At 69.7% G+C, this 19,986-nt stretch carries 19 protein-coding genes; 2 read left to right on the top strand and 17 right to left on the bottom strand.

Going from position 1 to position 19,986, the window contains the following annotated elements:
* Positions 1-16: 16 nt before the first annotated feature.
* The 6 genes from H7F49_RS00765 to H7F49_RS00790 are packed head-to-tail and all read right to left on the bottom strand — an operon-like array spanning position 17 to position 6,367.
* Positions 17-766, bottom strand: a complete 750-nt coding sequence (locus tag H7F49_RS00765) for an SDR family NAD(P)-dependent oxidoreductase (protein WP_185681646.1) — start codon at positions 764-766, stop codon at positions 17-19.
* Complete coding sequence (locus H7F49_RS00770; protein WP_185681647.1) at positions 766-1,899, bottom strand: Gfo/Idh/MocA family protein; 1,134 nt, start codon at positions 1,897-1,899, stop codon at positions 766-768. The genes H7F49_RS00765 and H7F49_RS00770 overlap by 1 nt, the downstream gene beginning before the upstream one ends.
* The gene (locus H7F49_RS00775; protein WP_185681648.1) at positions 1,896-2,759 is read right to left on the bottom strand and encodes a sugar phosphate isomerase/epimerase family protein; all 864 of its coding nucleotides are present in this window, start codon (positions 2,757-2,759) and stop codon (positions 1,896-1,898) included. Before H7F49_RS00775 ends, H7F49_RS00770 begins: the two co-directional genes overlap by 4 nt.
* On the bottom strand, positions 2,759-4,015 hold the full coding sequence (locus H7F49_RS00780) for a DUF1214 domain-containing protein (RefSeq protein WP_185681649.1): 1,257 nt from the start codon (positions 4,013-4,015) through the stop codon (positions 2,759-2,761). The genes H7F49_RS00775 and H7F49_RS00780 overlap by 1 nt, the downstream gene beginning before the upstream one ends.
* 3 nt (positions 4,016-4,018) lie before the next feature.
* The gene (locus H7F49_RS00785) at positions 4,019-5,308 is read right to left on the bottom strand and encodes a sulfotransferase family protein (protein WP_185681650.1); all 1,290 of its coding nucleotides are present in this window, start codon (positions 5,306-5,308) and stop codon (positions 4,019-4,021) included.
* A gap of 3 nt (positions 5,309-5,311) precedes the next feature.
* Positions 5,312-6,367: a zinc-dependent alcohol dehydrogenase gene (locus H7F49_RS00790; RefSeq protein WP_235981501.1), complete on the bottom strand. Its 1,056-nt coding sequence runs from the start codon at positions 6,365-6,367 to the stop codon at positions 5,312-5,314.
* Positions 6,368-6,599: 232 nt separating this feature from the next.
* Between H7F49_RS00790 and H7F49_RS19435 the strand changes: the two genes are divergently transcribed.
* Positions 6,600-7,151 (top strand): TetR/AcrR family transcriptional regulator, encoded by a 552-nt coding sequence (locus tag H7F49_RS19435; RefSeq protein ID WP_328806418.1) that lies wholly within the window; start codon positions 6,600-6,602, stop codon positions 7,149-7,151.
* Positions 7,152-7,426: 275 nt separating this feature from the next.
* Here H7F49_RS19435 and H7F49_RS00800 read toward each other — a convergent pair whose 3' ends face one another.
* From H7F49_RS00800 to H7F49_RS00850, 11 genes are all read right to left on the bottom strand, one after another.
* On the bottom strand, positions 7,427-9,172 hold the full coding sequence (locus H7F49_RS00800; RefSeq protein ID WP_185681652.1) for an N-acyl-D-amino-acid deacylase family protein: 1,746 nt from the start codon (positions 9,170-9,172) through the stop codon (positions 7,427-7,429).
* Entirely contained in the window at positions 9,172-10,050 is an 879-nt protein-coding gene (locus tag H7F49_RS00805; RefSeq protein WP_185681653.1) for a Coq4 family protein, read from the bottom strand. Before H7F49_RS00805 ends, H7F49_RS00800 begins: the two co-directional genes overlap by 1 nt.
* A 29-nt stretch (positions 10,051-10,079) precedes the next feature.
* The gene (estDL136, locus tag H7F49_RS00810) at positions 10,080-11,009 is read right to left on the bottom strand and encodes a chloramphenicol hydrolase (RefSeq protein WP_185681654.1); all 930 of its coding nucleotides are present in this window, start codon (positions 11,007-11,009) and stop codon (positions 10,080-10,082) included.
* Between the two features lie 35 nt (positions 11,010-11,044).
* Entirely contained in the window at positions 11,045-11,947 is a 903-nt protein-coding gene (locus tag H7F49_RS00815) for an NAD-dependent epimerase/dehydratase family protein (protein WP_185681655.1), read from the bottom strand.
* Positions 11,944-12,420, bottom strand: a complete 477-nt coding sequence (locus H7F49_RS00820) for a nuclear transport factor 2 family protein (RefSeq protein WP_185681656.1) — start codon at positions 12,418-12,420, stop codon at positions 11,944-11,946. The genes H7F49_RS00815 and H7F49_RS00820 overlap by 4 nt, the downstream gene beginning before the upstream one ends.
* Before the next feature lie 2 nt (positions 12,421-12,422).
* Entirely contained in the window at positions 12,423-13,298 is an 876-nt protein-coding gene (locus H7F49_RS00825) for an SDR family NAD(P)-dependent oxidoreductase (RefSeq protein WP_185681657.1), read from the bottom strand.
* A gap of 357 nt (positions 13,299-13,655) precedes the next feature.
* Positions 13,656-13,988: a 2Fe-2S iron-sulfur cluster-binding protein gene (locus H7F49_RS00830; protein ID WP_185681658.1), complete on the bottom strand. Its 333-nt coding sequence runs from the start codon at positions 13,986-13,988 to the stop codon at positions 13,656-13,658.
* Positions 13,989-14,001: 13 nt separating this feature from the next.
* Entirely contained in the window at positions 14,002-15,426 is a 1,425-nt protein-coding gene (locus H7F49_RS00835; RefSeq protein WP_185681659.1) for a cytochrome P450, read from the bottom strand.
* A gap of 119 nt (positions 15,427-15,545) precedes the next feature.
* Complete coding sequence (locus H7F49_RS00840; RefSeq protein WP_185681660.1) at positions 15,546-16,418, bottom strand: SDR family NAD(P)-dependent oxidoreductase; 873 nt, start codon at positions 16,416-16,418, stop codon at positions 15,546-15,548.
* 69 nt (positions 16,419-16,487) lie between these two features.
* Positions 16,488-17,201, bottom strand: a complete 714-nt coding sequence (locus H7F49_RS00845; protein ID WP_185681661.1) for an EthD domain-containing protein — start codon at positions 17,199-17,201, stop codon at positions 16,488-16,490.
* A 27-nt stretch (positions 17,202-17,228) separates the two neighbouring features.
* Positions 17,229-17,990 (bottom strand): SDR family NAD(P)-dependent oxidoreductase, encoded by a 762-nt coding sequence (locus H7F49_RS00850; protein ID WP_185681662.1) that lies wholly within the window; start codon positions 17,988-17,990, stop codon positions 17,229-17,231.
* Positions 17,991-18,146: 156 nt separating this feature from the next.
* Here H7F49_RS00850 and H7F49_RS00855 point away from each other — a divergent pair, with 156 nt between their 5' ends.
* Positions 18,147-19,838: an FAD-dependent oxidoreductase gene (locus H7F49_RS00855; protein ID WP_185681663.1), complete on the top strand. Its 1,692-nt coding sequence runs from the start codon at positions 18,147-18,149 to the stop codon at positions 19,836-19,838.
* Positions 19,839-19,986 lie beyond the last annotated feature (148 nt).

Here is a 19,986-nt window from a genome sequence, read left to right on the forward strand (position 1 = left end):
GCGGCGGCGCAGCGCGTCAGCCGGAAATCGTATAGCCGCCGTCCACGGCCAGGGTCTGCCCGGTGATCCAGCTCGCCGCCGGACTGGCCAGGAACAGGATCGCCTGGGCAATGTCCTCGGGCTCACCCAGCCGGCCGAGTGGGGTGCGGGCCAGCATCGGGGCGGTCCAGGCCTCCTCGGCGAAGGTCCCGGCCGTCATCCGGCTGCGGGTCAGCCCGGCCGCCACGGCGTTGGCCCGGACCCCGCGGGCGCCCCACTGCGCCGCCATGGTCCGGGTCAGCCCGACCAGCCCCGTCTTGGCGGCGCCATAGCCCGGCACGATCGGGATGCCGAAGAAGCTGCTCATCGAGGCGATCGCGATCACCGAACCGCCTCCGGGGATCGTGCTGTCCGCCAGCAGGTCGACGCTGCGCCGGGCCATGCGGAAGGTGCCGTTGAGGAGCATCCGCACCGCCCGGTCGAACACGTCGGGTTCCCACTCGTCGAGCCCGATCGAGGGCAGGGCGAAGCCGCCGCTGTTGACCAGCACGTCAAGCCGGGGCAGCGCGGCGGCCACGGCGTCGATCTGCGCGGGCTGCTCCACGTCGAGCTGGAGATAGCGGTAGCCCGACAGGTCCGCGTCATAGTCGGCCGCGCTGCCCCGGGTCCCGGTGATCGTCACCTCGGCCCCGGCCGCGCGAAAGCCCGCCGCAGTGGCCGCGCCGATCCCGCTCGTGCCACCGGTGACCAGGACATGAGCCCCGGCAAAGTCATGCTTGGGTCCCATCAGTCCTGCTCCACCTCCACCCAGCGCCGTTCCGCGTCCGATCGCCGCGCCGCATCGAGCACGGCCTGTCCCGCCACCGCATCGGCAAAGGTGCCGAAGGGATCGGGCAGCGGCGGCGATCGGCCCTCGATCCGGGCCCGCACCTGCGCGAACAGCTTGGCATAGGGCGCCACGTCGAAGCCCTGGCTGTGCCAGCGGTCCATCTCGGTCTGGACCAGCTCGCTGATCGGAAAGGGCGCGGGCGGCGGGTTGACCAGCTCGGCGGGCATCTCGACCTGCCGCGCCCCGGCGGCATCCTGCAGCCACACCTGTTCCGGATCGCCAAAGGCTGCGCCCGACTGGATCCAGGCCGCGCCGTGGCTGCCGGCGACCTTGGTCGACATCACGAAGGGGCCCGGGAAGCACAGCGCGGCCTCGATCAGGCCCATGCATCCGCCAGCGGTCTGGAACTGCAGCGTATAGTAATCGTCCGAGGTCTGCGTCGGCCGCCCGGTCGCCAGCTTGCGCAGCACCGCGCTGACCCGTGCGATCGGGCCCAGGGTGGTCAGCGCCTGGTCGATCATGTGCGTGCCGAACGCCCCCAGGAACCCGCCACCCTGCGCGGCATCGGTCCACCAGTCCGCCAGCGGCTCGCTCTGGTCGCCGCCGGGCTGCTGGTAGATGCGGTGGAACATCAACGGTTGGCCGATGGCACCCGCACGGACCACCCGGGCGAGCAGCGCCTGGGCGCTGTCGAAGCGGAACTCGGCACCCAGCGCATGGACGATCCCGGCCTGCTCGGCCGCGGCGCGCATCTCGCGGGCCTGGGCCAGATCGCGGGCGAAGGGCTTTTCGCAGACCACGTGGCGGCCCGCCGCGATCGCCTGCATCACCGGGGTGTGGTGGGCATGGGGCGGGGTGGCCACGGTCACCAGCCGGATCGCCGGATCCTCGGCCAGAACCCGGGGCAGGTCATTGGCGGCCAGTGGGATGTCCAGCGGCGCGGCCCGGCGGCGGGTCTTGTCCAGATCGCGCCCGATGATCGCGCGAACATCGAAGCCGGCCTCGCGCAGCGCGCGGACATGGGTGAACAGGCCGAAGCCGGTGCCGACCACGACCGCGCCGATGGGGGCTGCGATTGGTGTATCCGTCATGCTTCTCCCCTCACCTGGGCAAGCAGTGCCCGCGTTGTCCCGGCCCAGGCCCGGGCGACCTCCTCGGGAGCCTGCCCGGCCTGGCGGGCATGGAACACCTCCACCCCGATCGGGGCCGTGCTGCCGATCGCGTCGAGCGTGCTGACCAGGCCCGCCAGATCGAGCTCACCCTCGCCGGGCAGCAATCGCCCGGTCATCAGTTCGGCCCACAGGTCCGGGGGCCCCGCCGCCGGCGCATCGCAGAGCTGGACGGTGTGAATGCGCTCGCCCGGGATCGCCGCCAGATCGGCCAGGGTCGATCCGCTGCGGAACAGATGCCAGGCATCGATCGTCAGCCCGCCATTGCCGCGTCCGGCGGCAGAAACGATCGCCCAGGCCTCGCCCAGGGTGGCGATCGCGCTGACCGGCAGGAATTCGATATGGGCCTTCAGCCCGTGCTCCGCGGCCAGATCACACAGGGCGGCAAAGCCCTCGGCCGCCTCGTCAAGGCTGGGCGGGGTGGGGGACAAGTCGATCGCGGCGACCGACCGCGCGCCGATCCGCGCCGCGGTTTCGACCACGCGGCGGGCGGTCAGGCCCCGCAGCAGCGTGTCCAGTTCGGGCACCCGGCAGCCGGCCGTGTCCTGCCGGGCCATCCAGTTGGCGGTGCAATCCATCTCGGCCACCTGCAATCCGGCGTCAGCAATGCGCCGGGCGATCTCGCCGGCACTCATGCCCGCGGCTTCGAGCGCCCAGACGTCCCCGGGCTGGAGCGAGAGCGCGTCGAACCCGGCAGCGGCGACCGCGCCGATCCGCTCGAGCAGGGGAACGTGGGCCATCGGCGGCGAACAGAAGACCAGCGAGGCGGGACCGAGCGCCATCAGTCGATGAACGCCCCGGTCCGGACCATCGCGGCGGGATCGAGCGCGGCCGGGCCGCGCGCGGCCAGCTCGGCCAGCGGCAGCCGCCACAACCGCACCGGGGCGGTGGCCGGGGTCTGGACGAACCGCAGACCCCAGATGCCCCGTTCGTGGCCATAGCTGTCGATCCAGTTGCCTCCCAGCCCAGGATCGCGCTCGGCGATGATCACCCGCACCGTCCCGTCGGCTTCTGCGACATGGCGGCGGTTGTTGATCCAGCCGTTGCCATCCTCGAACGTGTCGAGGTTTTCCTGCCAGATGTTGCACAACTGGAAGTTCCAGTACTCGCAGGGTGGCGGGGTGAATTCCAGCACCAGGGCTTCGTCGAGGCCCTTTTCCCAACCCCCGAAGGCGACATGGCGATCCGGCACGCCGCCGTTCGACAGGTACTGGGCCCGGCTGTAGTCGAGCCGGTTGAGCCGCGCGGCGAAATTGCCCTGGCTGCCCTGCCACCAGTTGCGGACCAGCTCGGCATAGCCGAGCACGGCCTGGGCGGTCCAGGCAAGCCCGTCGGCGATCAGCTCGGGCGTGACCGGCTCGGGCGCGGCCCCGTCCATCCGGGTGATGGTGAAGGCGGGCGCGGTCTCGGTGACACGATCGCCCCAGACGGTGCGGATCAGGATGGAGTTGCTCTCGGGCAGCAGCCGCAGCCAGTTGTGGCCCGGCCCGGGATCGTTCTGGGAGAGCACGATGGCGAAGGTTCCGTCGGCTTCCACCCGCAGTTGGCCCGAGTGGAGGAAGCCGGTGGTCTTGAGGTTGGCAGGATCGAACCGCGCCAGCCCGGCCGCGCCCTGCGTGGCCCAGTCCTCGGCGCCGGCCACGGCCGGGGCCGGGCAGGTCAGCACCGCCATGACGAAATAGGGGATCGTCCCGCGTGTGCCGGTGATCCGATAGTCCCGCGCCGCATCGAACTGGCACATCAGGTGGTCCTGATCGACCGTCTGGACGTTGATCGACTGGCGCCAGACCATGTCGCGCAGCCGGGGCCGGGTCGGCTCGGCGTTCTCGAGCAGGCGCTCCATGCTCGACCGGGCCAGCCGGGTCATGAACCGGTACCATTCGGCCCGGTCCAGATCGGACAGCGGACCCTCGACCTGGGCGATGTGGCGCCCCGCCACCTTCAGCGTATCGCAGAAATCGTCCCAGGCCTGGCCGGACAGCAGGCGCTCCCGCGCGATGGTGCGGGCCGGTTCGGTTGCGGCGGGATCGTCGGTCATGGATCAGCCCTCCTGCTCGACCGGGAAACGATCGTAGTAGAAGGCAAACTGCCGGCGCAGCGCGGCCACATCGGAGCCGAAGGTTCCCTCCAGGTCGTAGATCACCTTGCCCGCGGCATGGCGCGGGTTCTCGGCCAGATAGCCACGCAGCTTCGCCTCGGTCGCGGGGGGCAGGTCGAGCCCGGCAAGCGCGTAGATCCGTCGCGCCATGCCCTCCTGATCGGCCATGTAGTCATGGAACAGCACGTCAATCGACTGGTCCGGCCCCCAGACATCGCGCTGGGCCACGCATTCGCGCAGGAGGCGCTCGATCCGTCCGGCCCAGTGCCGGGCCAGTCCGGGGGGATCGGTCGGGTCACGGCGGATGCGGTCGGAGTAGCCCAGCATCGTCGTCAGTGACCGCAGCACGTCAACCGGATCGCGATGGGTGATGACCATCGTCGCATCGGGGAACACCGCCTTGATCGCGGCCAGGTTCTCCATGTGCTGGGGGGACTTGAGCAGCCACCGCCGCCGCATCCGCTCCGGATCGCGGCCGCGGTCGCCGCGATACCACGTGATGACCTGCAGCACCTTCTTTTCGTAAGCGTAGGACACCCGGCGATCGTGGGCCAGGTAGTGGTCGATCCAGCGCGGCAGGCGGCTCTGGAACTCCCAGTTATAGCAGTTCATGTCCATGAACATCAGTTCGTTGTCTTCATGGATGTCGGTCGCGGCCATTTCGTGCATGGCCGCCATGTGCGGCAACAGCCGTCCGAAGGCTCCCCACACCGCGGCCGATCGGGCCAGCCGGGGATCGATTTCGCCGGGCGCCACCTCGATCGCGGGGACCGGCTCTTCGGATTCCCACAAGGTCAGGGCATGCAGCCGGTCGTCGCGCGACAACCAGTTGACCAGGTGGGTGGTGCCCGATCGCGGCAGGCCGGCGATGACGATGGGCCGCTCGATCGGGATCCCGAGGATCTCGGGATGCTGCTTGACCAGGTCCTCGATCCGCAGCCGGTTGGCCATCACCCGGACCGCGCCCTGGAGGATGGTGATGCGCCCGCCCCGGGTCAGTCCGGCATCCTCGTCCAGGGCCCGGAGAATGACAGCCAGCCTTTCGCGAAATCCCGTGTCCGGGCCGAAGTCGGACAGCCCGGTCTCGGCCATGGCGCGGTCCAGCACCTCGGTTACGGTCAGGCGATCGGGCCAGTCGGACGGGCCGAGGCGCGCCGCGGCCAGCTCGGGCGAAATCGCCGGATCGGCCATGTCGTCGATGCGGATGATGGCCGGCAGGGCGGACCCGGTCATCGCTCAGGCCGCCATGTCGAAGGTCAGCATGACCTTGGCCGCCCGGGCGGGGTCGCGCGCCGTGGCCAGGGCTTCATCGAACCGCCCGAAATCATAGCGGTGGCTGATCAGCGGAGCGAGATCGATGGCGCGCTCGCCCAGCATGGCGATGGCCTCGCCGAACTCGACCGGCCGGTTGTCGGCGATCGATCCGGCGATCGTGATCTCGTTGGCCATCAGGCGGAACAGGTCGAGTTCGAGCGGCCGGTGGTGCAGGGCAACGACGGCGACCCGCGCGCGGTACTTCGCGATGCCGAGCAGCTCGGCCAGGGCCGCGCCGGAGCCTGCGCAGTCGACGAACACGTCGGTGCCGACCCAGGGCGCGCCGAACCGTTCCCCCGCGCCGTGCAGGCGGGCGAGGGCGGCCGGTGCCGGCTCCTCCCCCACGTCGATCGCGGCCGCTGCGCCGAGCGCGCGGGCGCGGTCGAGCCGCTCGGCCACGCGATCGAAGATCACCACGTCCTGCACACCCAGATGGCGCAGCATGATCACGGCGGAAAGGCCGATCGGACCGGCCCCGAGCACGGCCACCCGGTCGGCCGGGCCAACCCGGGCCACCCGCAGCGCGTGCAGCGCCACGGACAGCGGTTCGGCCAGGGCCGCCGCGGCGAAGGACAGGCCTTCAGGCAGGGCGAACAGCGTGTCGCCCAGCTTCGCCGCCGATACGCGCAGGTAATCGGCCATGCCGCCGTCGGGCCCGCCGCCGCCGATGAAGGCGCGGTCCGGATTGACCGCGACGCGCAGGCCGATCGCGATGCCATCCACCCCCGGCCCGACCGCCGCGACCGTCCCGGCCAGCTCGTGCCCGATCGCCAGCGGTTCGCGCAGGGGTTCGACCCCGCCGAGGCTGCCCTGGGCAATGTAGCCCAGATCGCTGCCGCAGATGCCACAGGCTGCGACCCGCACGATCACCTCACCCGGTCCCGGCGAGGGCACGGGAACCCGGTCGATCCGGACGTCGCCCGGCCCATGGACCCGCGCGAGACGCATGACCGCAGGCTCATCGGCAGCTGTGCTCATGCCGCGTCCTCTCCCGGCCCGGCTGGTTCGAATCGCGGGCCCGGTTGCGATAATATACCCGGCAGTGTACTTAGCAAGGCGGTCCGGGGGACGAGAGAGCACGCGGGTGAGGGCAGGGGCTAGGGCAAGTGCGGAATCGGGTGCGGAATCGGGTGCGGGGCCGGCCGGGGCGACCCGGCGCGGCCGACCCTCGGCGGACAGCACCCGGCTCCGCCAGGCCCGGCTGCTGGAAGTGGCACGCGGCATCTTCGTCCGGCGCGGCTATCGCGGCACCACCATGGACGAGGTCGCCGCCGCGGCCGGGGTCACCAAGCGCACCCTCTATGCCTGGCATCGCGACAAGGAGGCGCTGTTCCGCGCCTGCGTGCTGATCGGGGCCGAGCGGTTCCCGCGACTGTCTCCCGATCTGCTGGACCCGGGCGGACTGCGCGCCGTGCTGGAACGCTATGTGATCGATCTCCACACCGAGCTGACCCGCGAGGACAGCCTGGGCATGGGGGTCCTGTTCCAGCGCGAGGCGGCCGAGTTTCCCGAACTGTCGGCCTCGATCCAGCGCGGCCACCTGGACTACATGATCGCCCCGCTGGCCACGTTCCTGCGCCGCCACGGCCTGGAGGAGGACGGCTCGACCGAGCGCACCATGCTGTTCGTGGCCATGGCGCTGTCACCGCTGCACAACACCATGCTGGTCGGCCTGCCGCTGCCGGATGCGGCTGGGCTCGCGGCCCATGCCTCGCGCTGCGTGGCGATCTTCCTGGCGGGGCGGGGGGATGGGTTGGGATGACAGGGTTTGCCCGGGAGCGGGCGTTGATTCCTGCTCTGTTTCCGCACCAAACCCCGCTCAGGCTGAGCCTGTCGAAGCCCTCGCGCGGCGGTTGAACTGGGTGTTCGAGGCGGTTCCGCCGCGAGGCAGGGTAGCAGGCGTGTGGGGCGGATGGCGGCGCGTGGCCTTCGACAGGCTCAGGCTGAGCGGAGTGTGGTGATGTACGATTGTCTTGTTGGTGACCCTATCCACCCATCCGACCAGCGTCCGCTTCCCACCCATCCCGGACATCACCCTCAGGCGGGCACGAAAGCGGGCACCGGCTGTGCGCCGCGCACCACCCGGCCGGGGCGGGCGCCGGTGGCCCGGTCGTCGCGGCGGATCACCGTGCCGTCCACGATGGTCGCCACATAACCGGTCGCGCCTTGGTCCAACCGCCGCCCGCCGCCGGGCAGGTCGAAGCGGATCTCGGGCGTGTGGAGTGTCAGCGCGGCCAGGTCGATCACATTGAGATCGGCCTTGTAGCCTGGGGCGATCCGGCCGCGATCCTCCAGCCGCATGACCCGCGCCGGGCGCTCGGCGAGGAGATGGACCGCTTCGGCCAGGGACAGCCGCTCACCCGCCCGGTCGCGCACCCAGTAGGTCAGCAGGAAGGTGGGATAGCTGGCGTCGCAGATCGCCGCGTAGTGGGCTCCGCCATCCCCCAGCCCGACCACCGTGTCCGGCCGGCGCAGCAGCGGCAGCAGGGTATCGAGCCGCCCTTCATGGAAGTTCCCCAGGGTGTTCAGGATCATCCCGTTGCCGTCACGCGCCATCAGCGCGTCATAGGCCACCGCCTCGCAGCTCCGCCCCTGGGCGCGGGCCAGGGCGGCGATGCTCTGGTCGGGGGCGGGTTCGTAGACGGGCGGATCGCCGAAGGGGAACATCCACTCCCAGTTGCGGGTCAGCATGGCCAGCGGGTGCCCCGGCTGCGGCATCTCGGCCAGAATGCGATCGCGGAAGGCCGGGTCGGCGAGGGTCGGCAACTGCTCTGCCAGCGGCAGTGCGGCGAGTGGCTGGTAGGATGGGCACAGGCAGAACGGGTGAGTCGACAGGGCCCAGCCAGAGATCATCCCGACCGGCCGCGGCAGGACCTGGGGCCAGATCTCGAGCCCGCGGGCATTGGCGGCATCGACCATGGCCAGGGCGCCGTCCCAGTTGCGCGGCCCGCCATTGGCCAGGGCGAAGGTGAAGGTCGCGGGGCGGCCACTGCGTTCCACCGCGGTGAACAGCTGGGCCAGTTCATCCTCCCAACTGGCGAAGGGCACGTCGAGCACGGCCTGGAACACCCCGGTTCCGGCCTCGCCCAGGGCTTCGCAGATGGCCGCCAGTTCAGCGGGGTCGGCGCCATAGGTGGGGATCAGTTCGCCGGCCTTGGTCCGATGAATGTTCAGCCGCGAGGTGGCGAAGCCGATGGCCCCGGCGGCGAGCGCCTCATGCGCCAGCCGGCGCATCTCGGCCAGATCGTCCGGAGTGGCCGGCTCGCGGCGCAAGGCCCGCTCACCCATGGTCCAGACGCGCAGCGGGCTGTGCGGCAGCAGGCAGGCGACATCGATGTCGCGCGGCTTGGCCTCCAGCGCGGCGAGGTATTCGGGAAAGGTCTGCCAGGTCCACGGCAGGCCGGTCGCCATCACCACGCCCGGGATGTCCTCGACGCCTTCCATCAGGCGGATCAGCGCGTCGTGGTCGGCCGTGCGGCACGGCGCGAAGCCCACGCCGCAATTGCCGGTGACCACGGTGGTGACCCCGTGCGACGAGCTGGGCGACAGCTCCTCGCTCCAGGCCGCCTGGCCATCGTAATGGGTGTGGATGTCGACGAAGCCCGGGGTGACGATCCGCCCCCCTGCGTCGATCCGGTCCCGCGCGGGGCCGGTGAAGCGCGGTCCGGCATAGACGATCCGCCCTCCGGCGATCGCCACGTCGCCGACATAGGGTTCGGCGCCGGTCCCGTCGACCACGGTCCCGCCCGCGATCACCAGGTCGGCGGGCTGTCCCGTGCCCATCAGGCGGGCTCTGCCGGGGCGAGCGGCTGCATCGTCGGCGCGGGCGAGGGCAGGGGACCGCGCTGGGCCCAGAACGCCCCTTCGGCGTCGGTATCGACATCGACCGCCCCGCGCACCCCCAGCGCGGCGCGCGCCTCGGCCAGGGGGAGATGGAAATGGTCCTCCAGCCTGGCCATGAACAGCGCGTCGCTTTCCTGCCCCACCCGCATCCCGCGCTGGATCGCATTGACGCAGGTGGGCCAGACCTCGGGATAGTGCAGCATGGTCCGCACCGTGTAGCGCAGCGAGCCGAAGATCTGGATCATGTTGACCTCGGCGGCGAGCTCGGGATTGCGGATGAACTTGAACACGTTGGTCAGGCGGTACCAGTAGGGCACCAGTTCCCCCATGAAGTTGAACCCGCCGCCGGTCAGGATGTGTTCGAAGTCATGGGTCTGGCCGCTGCGCAGGTTGAAGAACTCGAGCTGGGTCTTCGGCTCGGACCAGGGCACGATCTGGATCTCGTAGCTGCCCTGGGTGATCCACTGGTGGAAGATGCCGCCAAGCGTGCCGGGCGCGTACTGCGCGAAATCCTCGATCCGGTACCGCGACACGAAGCCTTCGCGGAACCAGGCATCCAGCGCCGGATTCTCCTTGCGCTCGGCCGTGAACAGCGCCTCGATCCGATCGTGATCGCGCAGCGATTCCAGGATCGGCAGGAACTCGTACATCTCGCTCTGGGGCGGCATGTCCGGACCGTTGCGGCGCAGCAGGATCATCGCCAGCCAGTCGCGCAAACGGGCATTGTTCAGGTACTTCGACGATGACACCAGCACGCTGCTGGGGGTTTCCACCGGCAGCCAGCCACGGGCGAGATAGGGGGTGTCGACTTCGGCCATCGCAATGCTCCTGCTTGCCCGCGGATCGTTCAGGCCAGGTCGGCCTGAAGGCGCTGTCCGGCCCGGGCGATGTAGGGCAGGACATCGGGCACCGGTTCGAACAGCGAGAAGAAGCCATGGATCATCCCCGGCGCGATCTCGGCCTCAACCGCAACCCCCGCAGCGGCCAGCGCCTCGGCATAGGCCATGCCTTCGTCGCGCAGCGGATCGAGCTCGGCCGTGATCACCGTGGCCGGCGGCAACCCGGTCAGGTCGCCGTGCCGCAGCACCGCGGCATGGGGGTGGACCGTGTCGAGATCATCGACATAGTGGCCCCAGAACCAGCGCATGGCCGCGGTGGACAGGAAGCCCCCGGCCTCGCCGTTCTCCTGGTAGGACGGCCGGGTGAAGTCGGTGTCGGTGACCGGATAGATCAGCAGTTGATGGCGCAGCGCCGGGCCCTGTTCGTCGCGGGCGCGGATCGCCACCGCGGCGGCAAGATTGCCCCCGGCGCTGTCCCCCGCCACGGCCAGCCGCGTGCCATCCACCCCCAGCTCGCCGGCATGGGCATGGGCCCAGACCAGGGCTTCGAAGCAATCGTCGAGCGGCGCCGGAAAGCGCGCCTCGGGGGCCAGCCGATAGGCGACCGACAGCACCGCCGCGCCGCTTGCCCGGGCGAGCGCCCGGCAGGTCCCGTCGTGGGTCTCCAGCGTCCCCACCACCCAGCCGCCGCCGTGGTAATAGACCACCAGCGGCGGGGCTTCGCTCGCGCCTTCGGGCACATAGAGCCGGGCCGCGATGGTCCGGCCGGGCAGGTCCAGCGTCAGGTCGCGGACATGCGCCACCGCGGGCGGCGGCCCCATCTGGATGGGCCGGTCGTTCAGCGCGCGCATGTCCTGCGGGGTCACCGTGGCATAGTCGACCGGGGGCACGCCCGCGAACATCTCGAGCAGGGCGGCAACCTGGGGATTGAGCGGCATCGGATGGTCCTTCCTCGAATCAGCCGAACTGGGGATCAGCCGAACTGGGCAACGGCTTCGGCCACCGCGGCGGCCACATCATGGCGACGATAGCCGAGCAGCGCCGTCTCCGCCGGATCGGGTTCATAGCGGATGAACTGGCCCCGGCCTTGCGGAATTGCAACGTCGGGCAGCAGCGGCAACTCCGCGTCCTGTTCCTCGATCGGCGCCGGGTTGCCCACCGCCGCGAAGAACAGCTGGAAGTATTCGCGGAACGACAGGTTCTCGTCGCCGACCAGGTAGGCCTTGCCCGGCTCGCCGCGTTCCAGCGCGCCCTCGATCGCTTCGGAGAGCGAGCGGAACGACATGAAGTTGGTGCCGCCCGGCGGGGCGAACGGCGGGATCGGGATCAGGCCCTTGGCCCATTGCACGTAAGGTTCGAAGATCGCGCTGGGCAGGCCCGGGACCACGCCGACCATGAACGGCGCGTTGACGCTCATCACGTCGAACCCGGGACGGCCTTCGGCCCGCGCACCCTCGCAGGCCGCCTGGCGGGACCGGATGTACGAGTTGCCGGCGAGCAGCCCGGGCGCGGCCTGATGGTAGAAGCTGCCAAGCTGGACCGCGCGCTTGACCCCGGCCTCGCGCGCGGCGGCGAAGAAGGCGGGCAGGGCGACATGGTTGGCCCGGTGGAGCCAGGCGTCGAAGTCCTCGCCGGGCGGAACGTGGCGCGGGTCGTTGCCCGCGGCGTGAACCACCCAGTCGAACCCGGCCAGCCGCTCCGCCGGAAAATCCCCCGCGATATAGTCCCCGCGCAGGTAGGGCAGGCGGGTGAGCGGAGTGGCGGGATGGGCACCCTCGCCGCGTCCGGTGATGGTCACCTCGTGCCCCCGTGCGGCCAGGTGAAGCGCGGCATGCCCGCCCAGCGCGCCGGTCCCGCCAACGACAAGAACTTTCATTGTGGTGTTTCCTTTTCCATGTGCGCGGCGGCCACGGGGCCGCCCACGTCGTGAACCGGGCGGACCTCTTCCCAGTCGACGATCAGGTCCCGGCGCGTGAAGCGCCAGGCCCCGTCGTCCCGCCGCCACTCGTCCTGATAGCGGATCGCCCAGCACAGCAGCCTGTCGCCGGTGCCATCGGCGCCCGCGATGCGATGCTCCGCGGTGCCCACCGTCTCGCCCCGGGCGCGGTCGCCGGTGATCTCGACCCACTGTGCGTGAACGATGTGGCGCGTCGCGCGGTACGACAGGGCGAGAAAGTCGATCGAGCCGAGGTTGGCCTCCTGCCCCTCGATCGTGAAGCCGGGCCCGGCAATCACCACGTCCTCGGCCAGCACCGCCCGCCAATCGTCCTTGCACCGCCGATCGGCGCCACGGGCATAGATCTCCGCGGTCCGACGCAGGGCGGCGTGATCGTCGGACGGGGGCGCCACGGTCAGCCCATCCCCGGGATGACGATGCCATTGCCGCTGATCAGCGGCGTGTTGGTCCACTGGCCCTGCGGGGTGCGGTACCACCCGGCAGCGGCGAGGGCGCCGCCATCGACGTGCAGCGCGGTGCCGGTCACCCAGGCGGCGAGCGGACTGGCGAGGTAGAGCGCGGCCCCGGCGCAATCGCTCGGCCGGCCGAACCGGCCCAACGGAATCCAGCGCTCCTCATGCGTGCGGTTCTCAGGCGGAATCACATAGTCCAGCGCAAGCTGGGGCGTGTCGGTGGTCTCGGGCGCGATGTCGTTGACCCGGATGCCGAAGGGGGCGAGTTCGAGCGCCAGGCTCTTGGTGAAGCCCGTCATCCCCCACTTGCCCGCGGCATAGACCGTGCAGCCCGGAATGCCGCGATGCGCCTCGATCGAGGTCACGTTGATGATCGATGATCCCGGCCCGGCCTTGAGCAGCAGCGGGATCATCGCATGGGTCATCCGCAACACCTGGCCCAGGTTGGTATCGAGGATCGTTTCGATCTCGTCCTCGGCAAGGTCGGCGAAGGCGCGGGCATGGACGAAGTGGCCGACATTGTTGACCAGCACGTCCAATTGACCAGCCTGGTCGGCGATGCGTTCGGCCAGGATCCGCGGCGTGCCACGCTCGCGCACGTCGCAACGGATCACCCGGGCCGAAGGGATCGCCGCTTCGACCGCCTCGGCATTGGCCGGATCGATCTCGGCGATGACCAGCCGGGCCCCGGCCGCCGCGAAAGCCTCGGCAATGGCGCGCCCGATACCCACGCCCCCGCCCGTGACCAGCACGGTCTTGCCGGTGAAGTCGAGCGCGGTGTGGAGGGCAGCGGCCGGCTGTGCGGACACGTCGGACATCGATCGGGGCATCCTCTCTCGGGCTCTGTCCGTCCGGCGATTCCACGCCGGGCAGTGGCCATGTTTCTACGCATAGTGTTGCGCAAATGCAGGTCATGTCAATGCAATGCGCAGAAAAAATGCCATCTGCGCGACGTACATGTCGGGATTAGGCGGTTCCGGGCGGTCCTGGCCGATTCCTGCGGTTGGGCGAACGACCGGACAGGGTGGGGAGCGCAGGTGTCAGCCGCTGCAGGTGGATGACGGAGGGGGCAGGTTGCTGTCCCCCTCCACCCCGCTGCCTACGGCAGCGCGGTCCCCCTCCCCGTTTGTGCTGCGCAAAAACAGGGAGGATCGGGACGATCGCAACCGCGCACGCTAGATCCCCGGCTGGTCCGGGGGCAGGTGGACGATCAGTCCGTCGAGCTCCTCGCCCAGTTGGACCTGGCAGGAGAGGCGGCTGGTTGGCCGGACCTCGACGCCCGACAGGCCCTCGATCATCGCGCGCTCGTCTGGGCTGGCCGGACCGGTGCGGTCGATCCAGGCTTCGTCGATCCAGCAATGGCAGGTCGCGCACTGCATCATCCCGCCGCACAGGGCGTCGATCCCGTCGACCAGGTTGCCCACCGCCAGCTGCATCAGGGTCATCCCCTCGAAGTTGACGCAGGCGCGGGCGGTGCCGTCGGGCTGGATGAAGGTGATCGTGGCCATCGGATGCTCCGGTTCAGGCGGCGGGCTGGCCGTGGACCGGGCAGCCAGTGGCGGCAGGCTGGGCCGCGGTCGGGGACGCCCCGTCGAGCCGGCGCTTGCGGTAGCGTACCCGGCACGGCTGGGCCGGCCAGTAGGTGCCCGCCCCGGCGATCGGGCGGACCTCGTCGATCAGCTCCATATCGTAATGCTGCAGCAGGATCGCCAGCAGCACCTTCATTTCCATCCGCGCGAAATTGACCCCGGCGCAGCGGTGGACCCCGCCGCCGAAGCCGATCAGGGTGTTGCTTTCGGTCTTGGCCGCGGGATTGGCCGGGTTGAAGCGCTCCGGGTCATAGCGGTCCGGCTCGGGGAAGGTCTCCTCCAGACGGTGGCTGACCGAAGGCGCCAGCAGGACGAATTCACCCTTGCGGATCTGGTAGCCGTCGCGCTCGATGTCCTCGCGCGCCTTGCGGCTGAGCAGATAGGCGACCGGATGCAGCCGCTCGGTCTCGCGCAGGGCCAGGTCCATCTTCTCCATCGCGATGGCCTGCTGCCAGCCCAGCTCGCGCCCGTCTCCGCCCCCGATCTGGGCGGCCAGCTCGGCGCGGATGACCGCCTGGTAGCCGGGGTTCTGCAGCAGATCGGCCAGGGCCCACGAGACCTGGCCGGCCGTGGTCTCGTGACCGGCCCAGACCAGCAGCAGGATCAGGTGGCGGATGATCTCGTCGGGCACCGGGCGACCATCCGGATAGGTCGTCGCGATCATGTCCTGGAAGAAGTCGGGCGGGTCGAGCGGCGCGGCGCGGCGCTTGTCGATCCACGATTGCAGGATCGCGTGGAGCTTGCGCTTGGCCCGTTGCGAGCGGACCATCTTGGGCGTCGGCAGCCACAGCGGCAGCACGAATTCCATCCCGCCGGAAAAGTCGCGGAACAGCTCGAAGAACTCGTGCCCCAGCTTTTCATGAAACTCGCGCCCCATGAAGCTGTGAGCGGCGATGTCCATCACCACCGGGCCCAGGGTGGGGATCAGGTCGAAACTGCCCTCGTCACCCAGCCGATTGACCAGGTTGAGCGATTCCTCGACCATCACCGGAACGTACTGCTTCATCGAGGCCGCCTTGAAGCGCGGCATGATGATCGCCCGCTGGCGCAGATACTCTTCCATCTCGGCGAAGGAGTAGAACTCCGGCGAGAACATCTTGAGGAAGAACGGCATCGATTCCCGGATCGACAGGAGCTTGTCGGTTTCCTCGAAGAAGAAGCGGTTGTGCTCGGGTCCGAGCATGACGTTCATCCGCCGGCCCATAAAGCTGAGCGCGAACAGCCGCCCGCGGGTGCGGTAGCCGCGGGTCAGGACGGAGACCGGATCGCGGAAGAATTGCAGCAAATGGCCGAGCAGCGGTGCTCCACCCTCCACCAGCGGCAGGCCCGGACGATCGGACAGCGGAATGCTTGCCATGCGCTTGTCTCCCAGATGGGGCCGGCCCGTTCATGCGGGACCGGCTCCTTGCCTTGCGCCTGTCATAACCCGGCGCGGGCGGCGCGTCATCCCGCCATGGACCGGGACAGCCCCAAAGGTCAGTAGACCGCGGCCGGGTTCTTCGGGCGCGGGCTGCCGAGCATGGCGCGGTGCGACGGGCGTTCGTTGCCGCGGTCGGTCACGCCCAGCTCCTTGGCGATTTCGGCCACGATCAGGGTCTGGCCAGACAGGTCCTCCCGGTTGGCCGCCCGGTCGATGGCTGCGATGACGTGCGCGGAGAACTCCGGGTTCTCTGCCATTTCGAGGAAGCCGGCATACTGTTCGGGGTTGGTCTGGAGGGCGATCTTCGACCGTTCGGTGATCTGCGGGCCGAGCCACAGCGAGACCGCGGCCACCCCGGTTCCGGCGAAATCGTGCGCCATGTCATGCGCGAGCTTGTCCAGGCCCGCCTTCTGCGCGCCATAGGCCGGGCCGTGCATGTAGCAGGTGGCCCCGAACGACGAGGTCATCGCGATGATCCCCGATCCCTGCGCCACCATCATCCTGGCGGCATGCCAACTGGCGACATAGGCGCTGCGCAGTCCGACATCGAGGATCTTTTGCGCGTCCAGTTCCTTCTCCCAGAAGGGCAGCTGCTGGATCAACTGATGGTGCATGTAGGCGGCGTTGTTGACCAGCACGTCAAGCCGGCCCTGCTCCTCGGCGATCTGCGCGAAGACCCGGGCGACCGCCTCGTCATCGGCATGGTCGCAGACCACGGGAATGCCCTTGCCGCCCAGCCGGGTCACCTCCTGCGCGGTTTCGGCGACCGTGCCGGGCAGGACCGAGCCGTCCCAGCCCTTGGCGTCACCGGGGGTGACAGTGCGCCCGGTGACATAGACGGTATAGCCCAGCTCCCCGAAGCCACGGGCAATGCCGGCGCCGGCTCCGCGGCTGGCTCCGGTGACGAGGGCGACTTTGGGCTGGGTCATCAAGGCATACTCCTGAACGGGATCGGGGTGGGGATAAGGCGCTGGGGTCCGGTGCGGGCCCCGGCGTCGTCAATCGAGGTGGGTGAAATCGAATTGCGAGGTCGGGATGATGTCGGCCTTGGTGAAGTCGAGGAAGCCGTGGCAACTGTCCATCATCGCGGCGAGGTTGGCGTCGAACCGAGCCGGATCGCCCACGGCATCGAAGAATACCTCCGGCTGGGTCAGGGCCTCGAGCGGGAAGCACTCCTCGACGAAGGCGGCATAATCGGGGGCGCCCTCGGTCAGCGGGCGGACGAACAGGTTCTGGACATATTCGAAGTTGGACTGGGTCTCGATCGCCACCCGGGTGTGATGCGAATGCCAGTGGGCGATCGCCGCCTCGCGGGTCAGGTCCGGCCGGAACGCGATGAAGCTCGACTGGCTCCACCCCCAGGTCCGCGCGCCGGGCTGCACCGGATGGGCGGCATTCGCGATGATGGTCGATTCGCAGGCCAGCCACAGCGCGAAGCGGGCACTGTGCGCGGCCAGCACCGCGTCGATCGCACCGCGGAACCGGGCATTGGCCGAGGGCAGCCAGAATTGCACCACGGCATCCTGCTGCGGGGCCTGCCACTGCTGTACCAGGCCGTCACCGGCGGCTATCGCGGCGTCGCGGAGGTTGAGCCGCAGACCGCGGGCGCCCGCCCGGTGGAGCGCGTCGGGCAGGCTCGCCAGCAGGCCTGCGCCGAAGGCCTCGCGGCTTTCGCCCGCCGGAGCCCATAGCGCGCCGATGACCTTTTCCATCGCTCTCTCCCCGCCCGCAGGTTCCGCTCAGTCGAAGTTGGCCTGCCCGCCGTCGAGCGGAATCGTCGCCCCGGTGAGGTAACCGAGGTCCGGCCCGCACAGCGCGACCAGCGCCCGCCCGATGTCGGTCTCGAGCCCGCCGACCCGGCCCAGCGGGATCGTGCGGAAGAACGCCGCCGCCTCTTCAGGGTTGTTCTCGATCCACCACTTCAGCCCCGGCGATTCGGCATGGGGGGCGATGGTCAGGACACGGATGTTCTCGCCGCCCCATTCCGCCGCGGCGGCGCGGGTCAGCGAACGGATCGCCTGCTTGACCGCAGCATAGGCGCCATAGCCGGTCATGTCCCAGCGGATGCCGGCCGAGGAGCAGAAGTTCAGGATCGTCCCGCCGCCGCGCGCGACCATGTGCGGCCGGGCCAGCTTCATCAGGCGCAAGGTCGCCAGGGGGCCGGATTCGAACCCCGCCAGGAAGGCCTCGTCTGTCACGTCGTCGAGCTTGCCGAGCGGCACCTCCTGGGCATTGTTGACCAGGATATCGATGCCGCCCAGTTCGGCCACGGTGCGACCGACCGCCGCGGCCAGATCGTCTGCCGCCTTGACGTTGCAGGCGAGGGGCAGGGCGGTGCCGCCGCGCTCGCGCACCAGCCGGGCCGTTTCCTCGACCTTTTCGGGGGTCCGTCCGCTCACCGCCACGGCCGCTCCGGCGGCTGCCATGGCCAGCGCCGTGCCCTGGCCGATCCCCTGTCCGGCCCCGGTGATCAATGCTACCTTGCCCGTCAGATCGGTCATCGCTCTCCCTTCCGGCCCTCCTTCCGGACGAGGCCGCAGCGGTTCATCCGCTTGTCGAATGTCGTAGAATACCTTGTCGCATTCTACGCATGGAGTTGACACCATGGCAAGGGAGGCCGCAAGTTGCGTTTTGCATAAGGCAATGGACGGGATGCAATGACGGGCAACTGGGACAAGGAAGTCGATGTGGTCGTCGTGGGCTCCGGCGCGGGCGGGATGCTCTCGGCGCTGGTCGCGGCGAAGAACCACGCGCAGGTGCTGATCGTCGAGAAGGACAAGCGCTGGGGCGGCACCAGCGCCACCTCGGGCGGCGGCATCTGGATTCCGGGGAGCGACCAGGCCAAGGCCGCCGGGTTCGAGGACAATCTGGACGACGCGTTCACCTATGTCCGCGCGCTGTCGGCCGACAACGTGCCCGATGCCAACATCCGCGCCTTCATCGACAATGCCGCGCCGATGCTGCGCTGGCTGACCGCGAACACCCCGGTGGTCTACACCGCGCAGCCCTATCCGGATTACCATGCCGAAAATCCCGGCGGATCGGTCACCGGCTTCCGCACGCACCTGCCCGAACTGCTCGACGGATCGAAGCTGGGGAATGACCTCAAGACGCAGCAATTCCCCTCGCCCGCGGCAAGCCTGTTCGGCTATCTCAACTGGACCTTCGCCGAAACCTACCAGTTGCTTTACCGCAGCAAGGGCTGGGCGCTGGGGCTGGCGCGCAACATGGCCAAGTACTGGCTCGACTGGCCGCTGCGCTTCACCTCGGGCAAGGACCGGCGGCTGACCCTGGGCAATGCCCTGACCGGCGGCATCCGCATGGCCCTCAACGAGGCGGGCGTGCCGCTGTGGCTGAACGCCCCGATGCGCGAGCTGGTGCGGGAGGATGGCCGCGTCGCCGGGATCGTGATCGAGCGGCAGGGCAAGCCCTTCCGCATCCGGGCTCGCAAGGGCGTGCTGATCGCCACCGGCGGGTTCGACAAGAACAAGGCGATGCGCGAGGCCCATGCCCCGCTCTACACCCAGACCCACCTGTCGGGCGGGGTGAGCAGCAACACCGGCGACGGGATCCGCGCGGCAACCGCGCTGGGCGCGGCCACGCGCAACCTGCAGTCGGCCTGGGCGGCCCCGGTGTTCTACGTCCCCGGCGAGGATCGCGGCCGGCTCTGCACGATCGAGCGGGCCCTGCCCGGCTGCATCATGGTCAACCAGGCAGGCCAGCGCTACCTCAACGAGGCCGCGTCCTACCACGTCACCGGCCAGATCATGGCCCGCCGCCACCTGGAACATGGCGATGCCAGCCCGAGCTGGATGGTGTTCGACGGGCGCTACCGCCAGCAGTTCCCGATGGGCCCGCTGCTGCCGCTGGTGCCGGACTGGGCCCAGGCCGGGGCGGTCAAGACCATCCTCAAGAAGGGCCGCACGATCGAGGAGCTGGCCCGCGAGATGGGGGTCGATCCCGCCACCCTGGCGGTGACCATCGCGCGCTTCAACCAGTTCGCGGAGAAGGGCGAGGACCCCGATTTCCATCGCGGCGAGGCCGCCTACGACAAGATGTACGGCGACTATCGCCACCAGCCCAACCCGTGCCTGCGGCCGCTGACCGAGGCGCCGTTCTATGCCATGCCGATCTATCCGGGCGACATCGGCACCAACGGCGGGATCGTCACCGACGAGCGCGCGCGCGTGCTGGACGAGGCCGGCCAGCCGATCCCCGGCCTGTTCGCCACGGGCAACACCACGTCATCGGCGATGGGCGAATCCTACCCCGGTGCGGGCGTCACGCTGGGCCCGGCGATGACCTTCGGCTACATTGCGGCGCGCGAGATGACCGGGGCGAACGCCTGAGCGGCCGGGAGCCCCGCTCGCGTGTGGGCGTCGACAGGCTCAGCCTGAGCGGATTTTGGTGGTATCCCCGCGGCGGAATGGGGCGGCCGTGCGTCTGGCTTTGCGCCTTCTTCGCCAACCCGACCCGCCACCGCCGCTCAGGCTGAGC

The organism is Novosphingobium aerophilum (assembly GCF_014230305.1).
In the GTDB taxonomy this organism is placed as follows: domain Bacteria; phylum Pseudomonadota; class Alphaproteobacteria; order Sphingomonadales; family Sphingomonadaceae; genus Novosphingobium; species Novosphingobium aerophilum.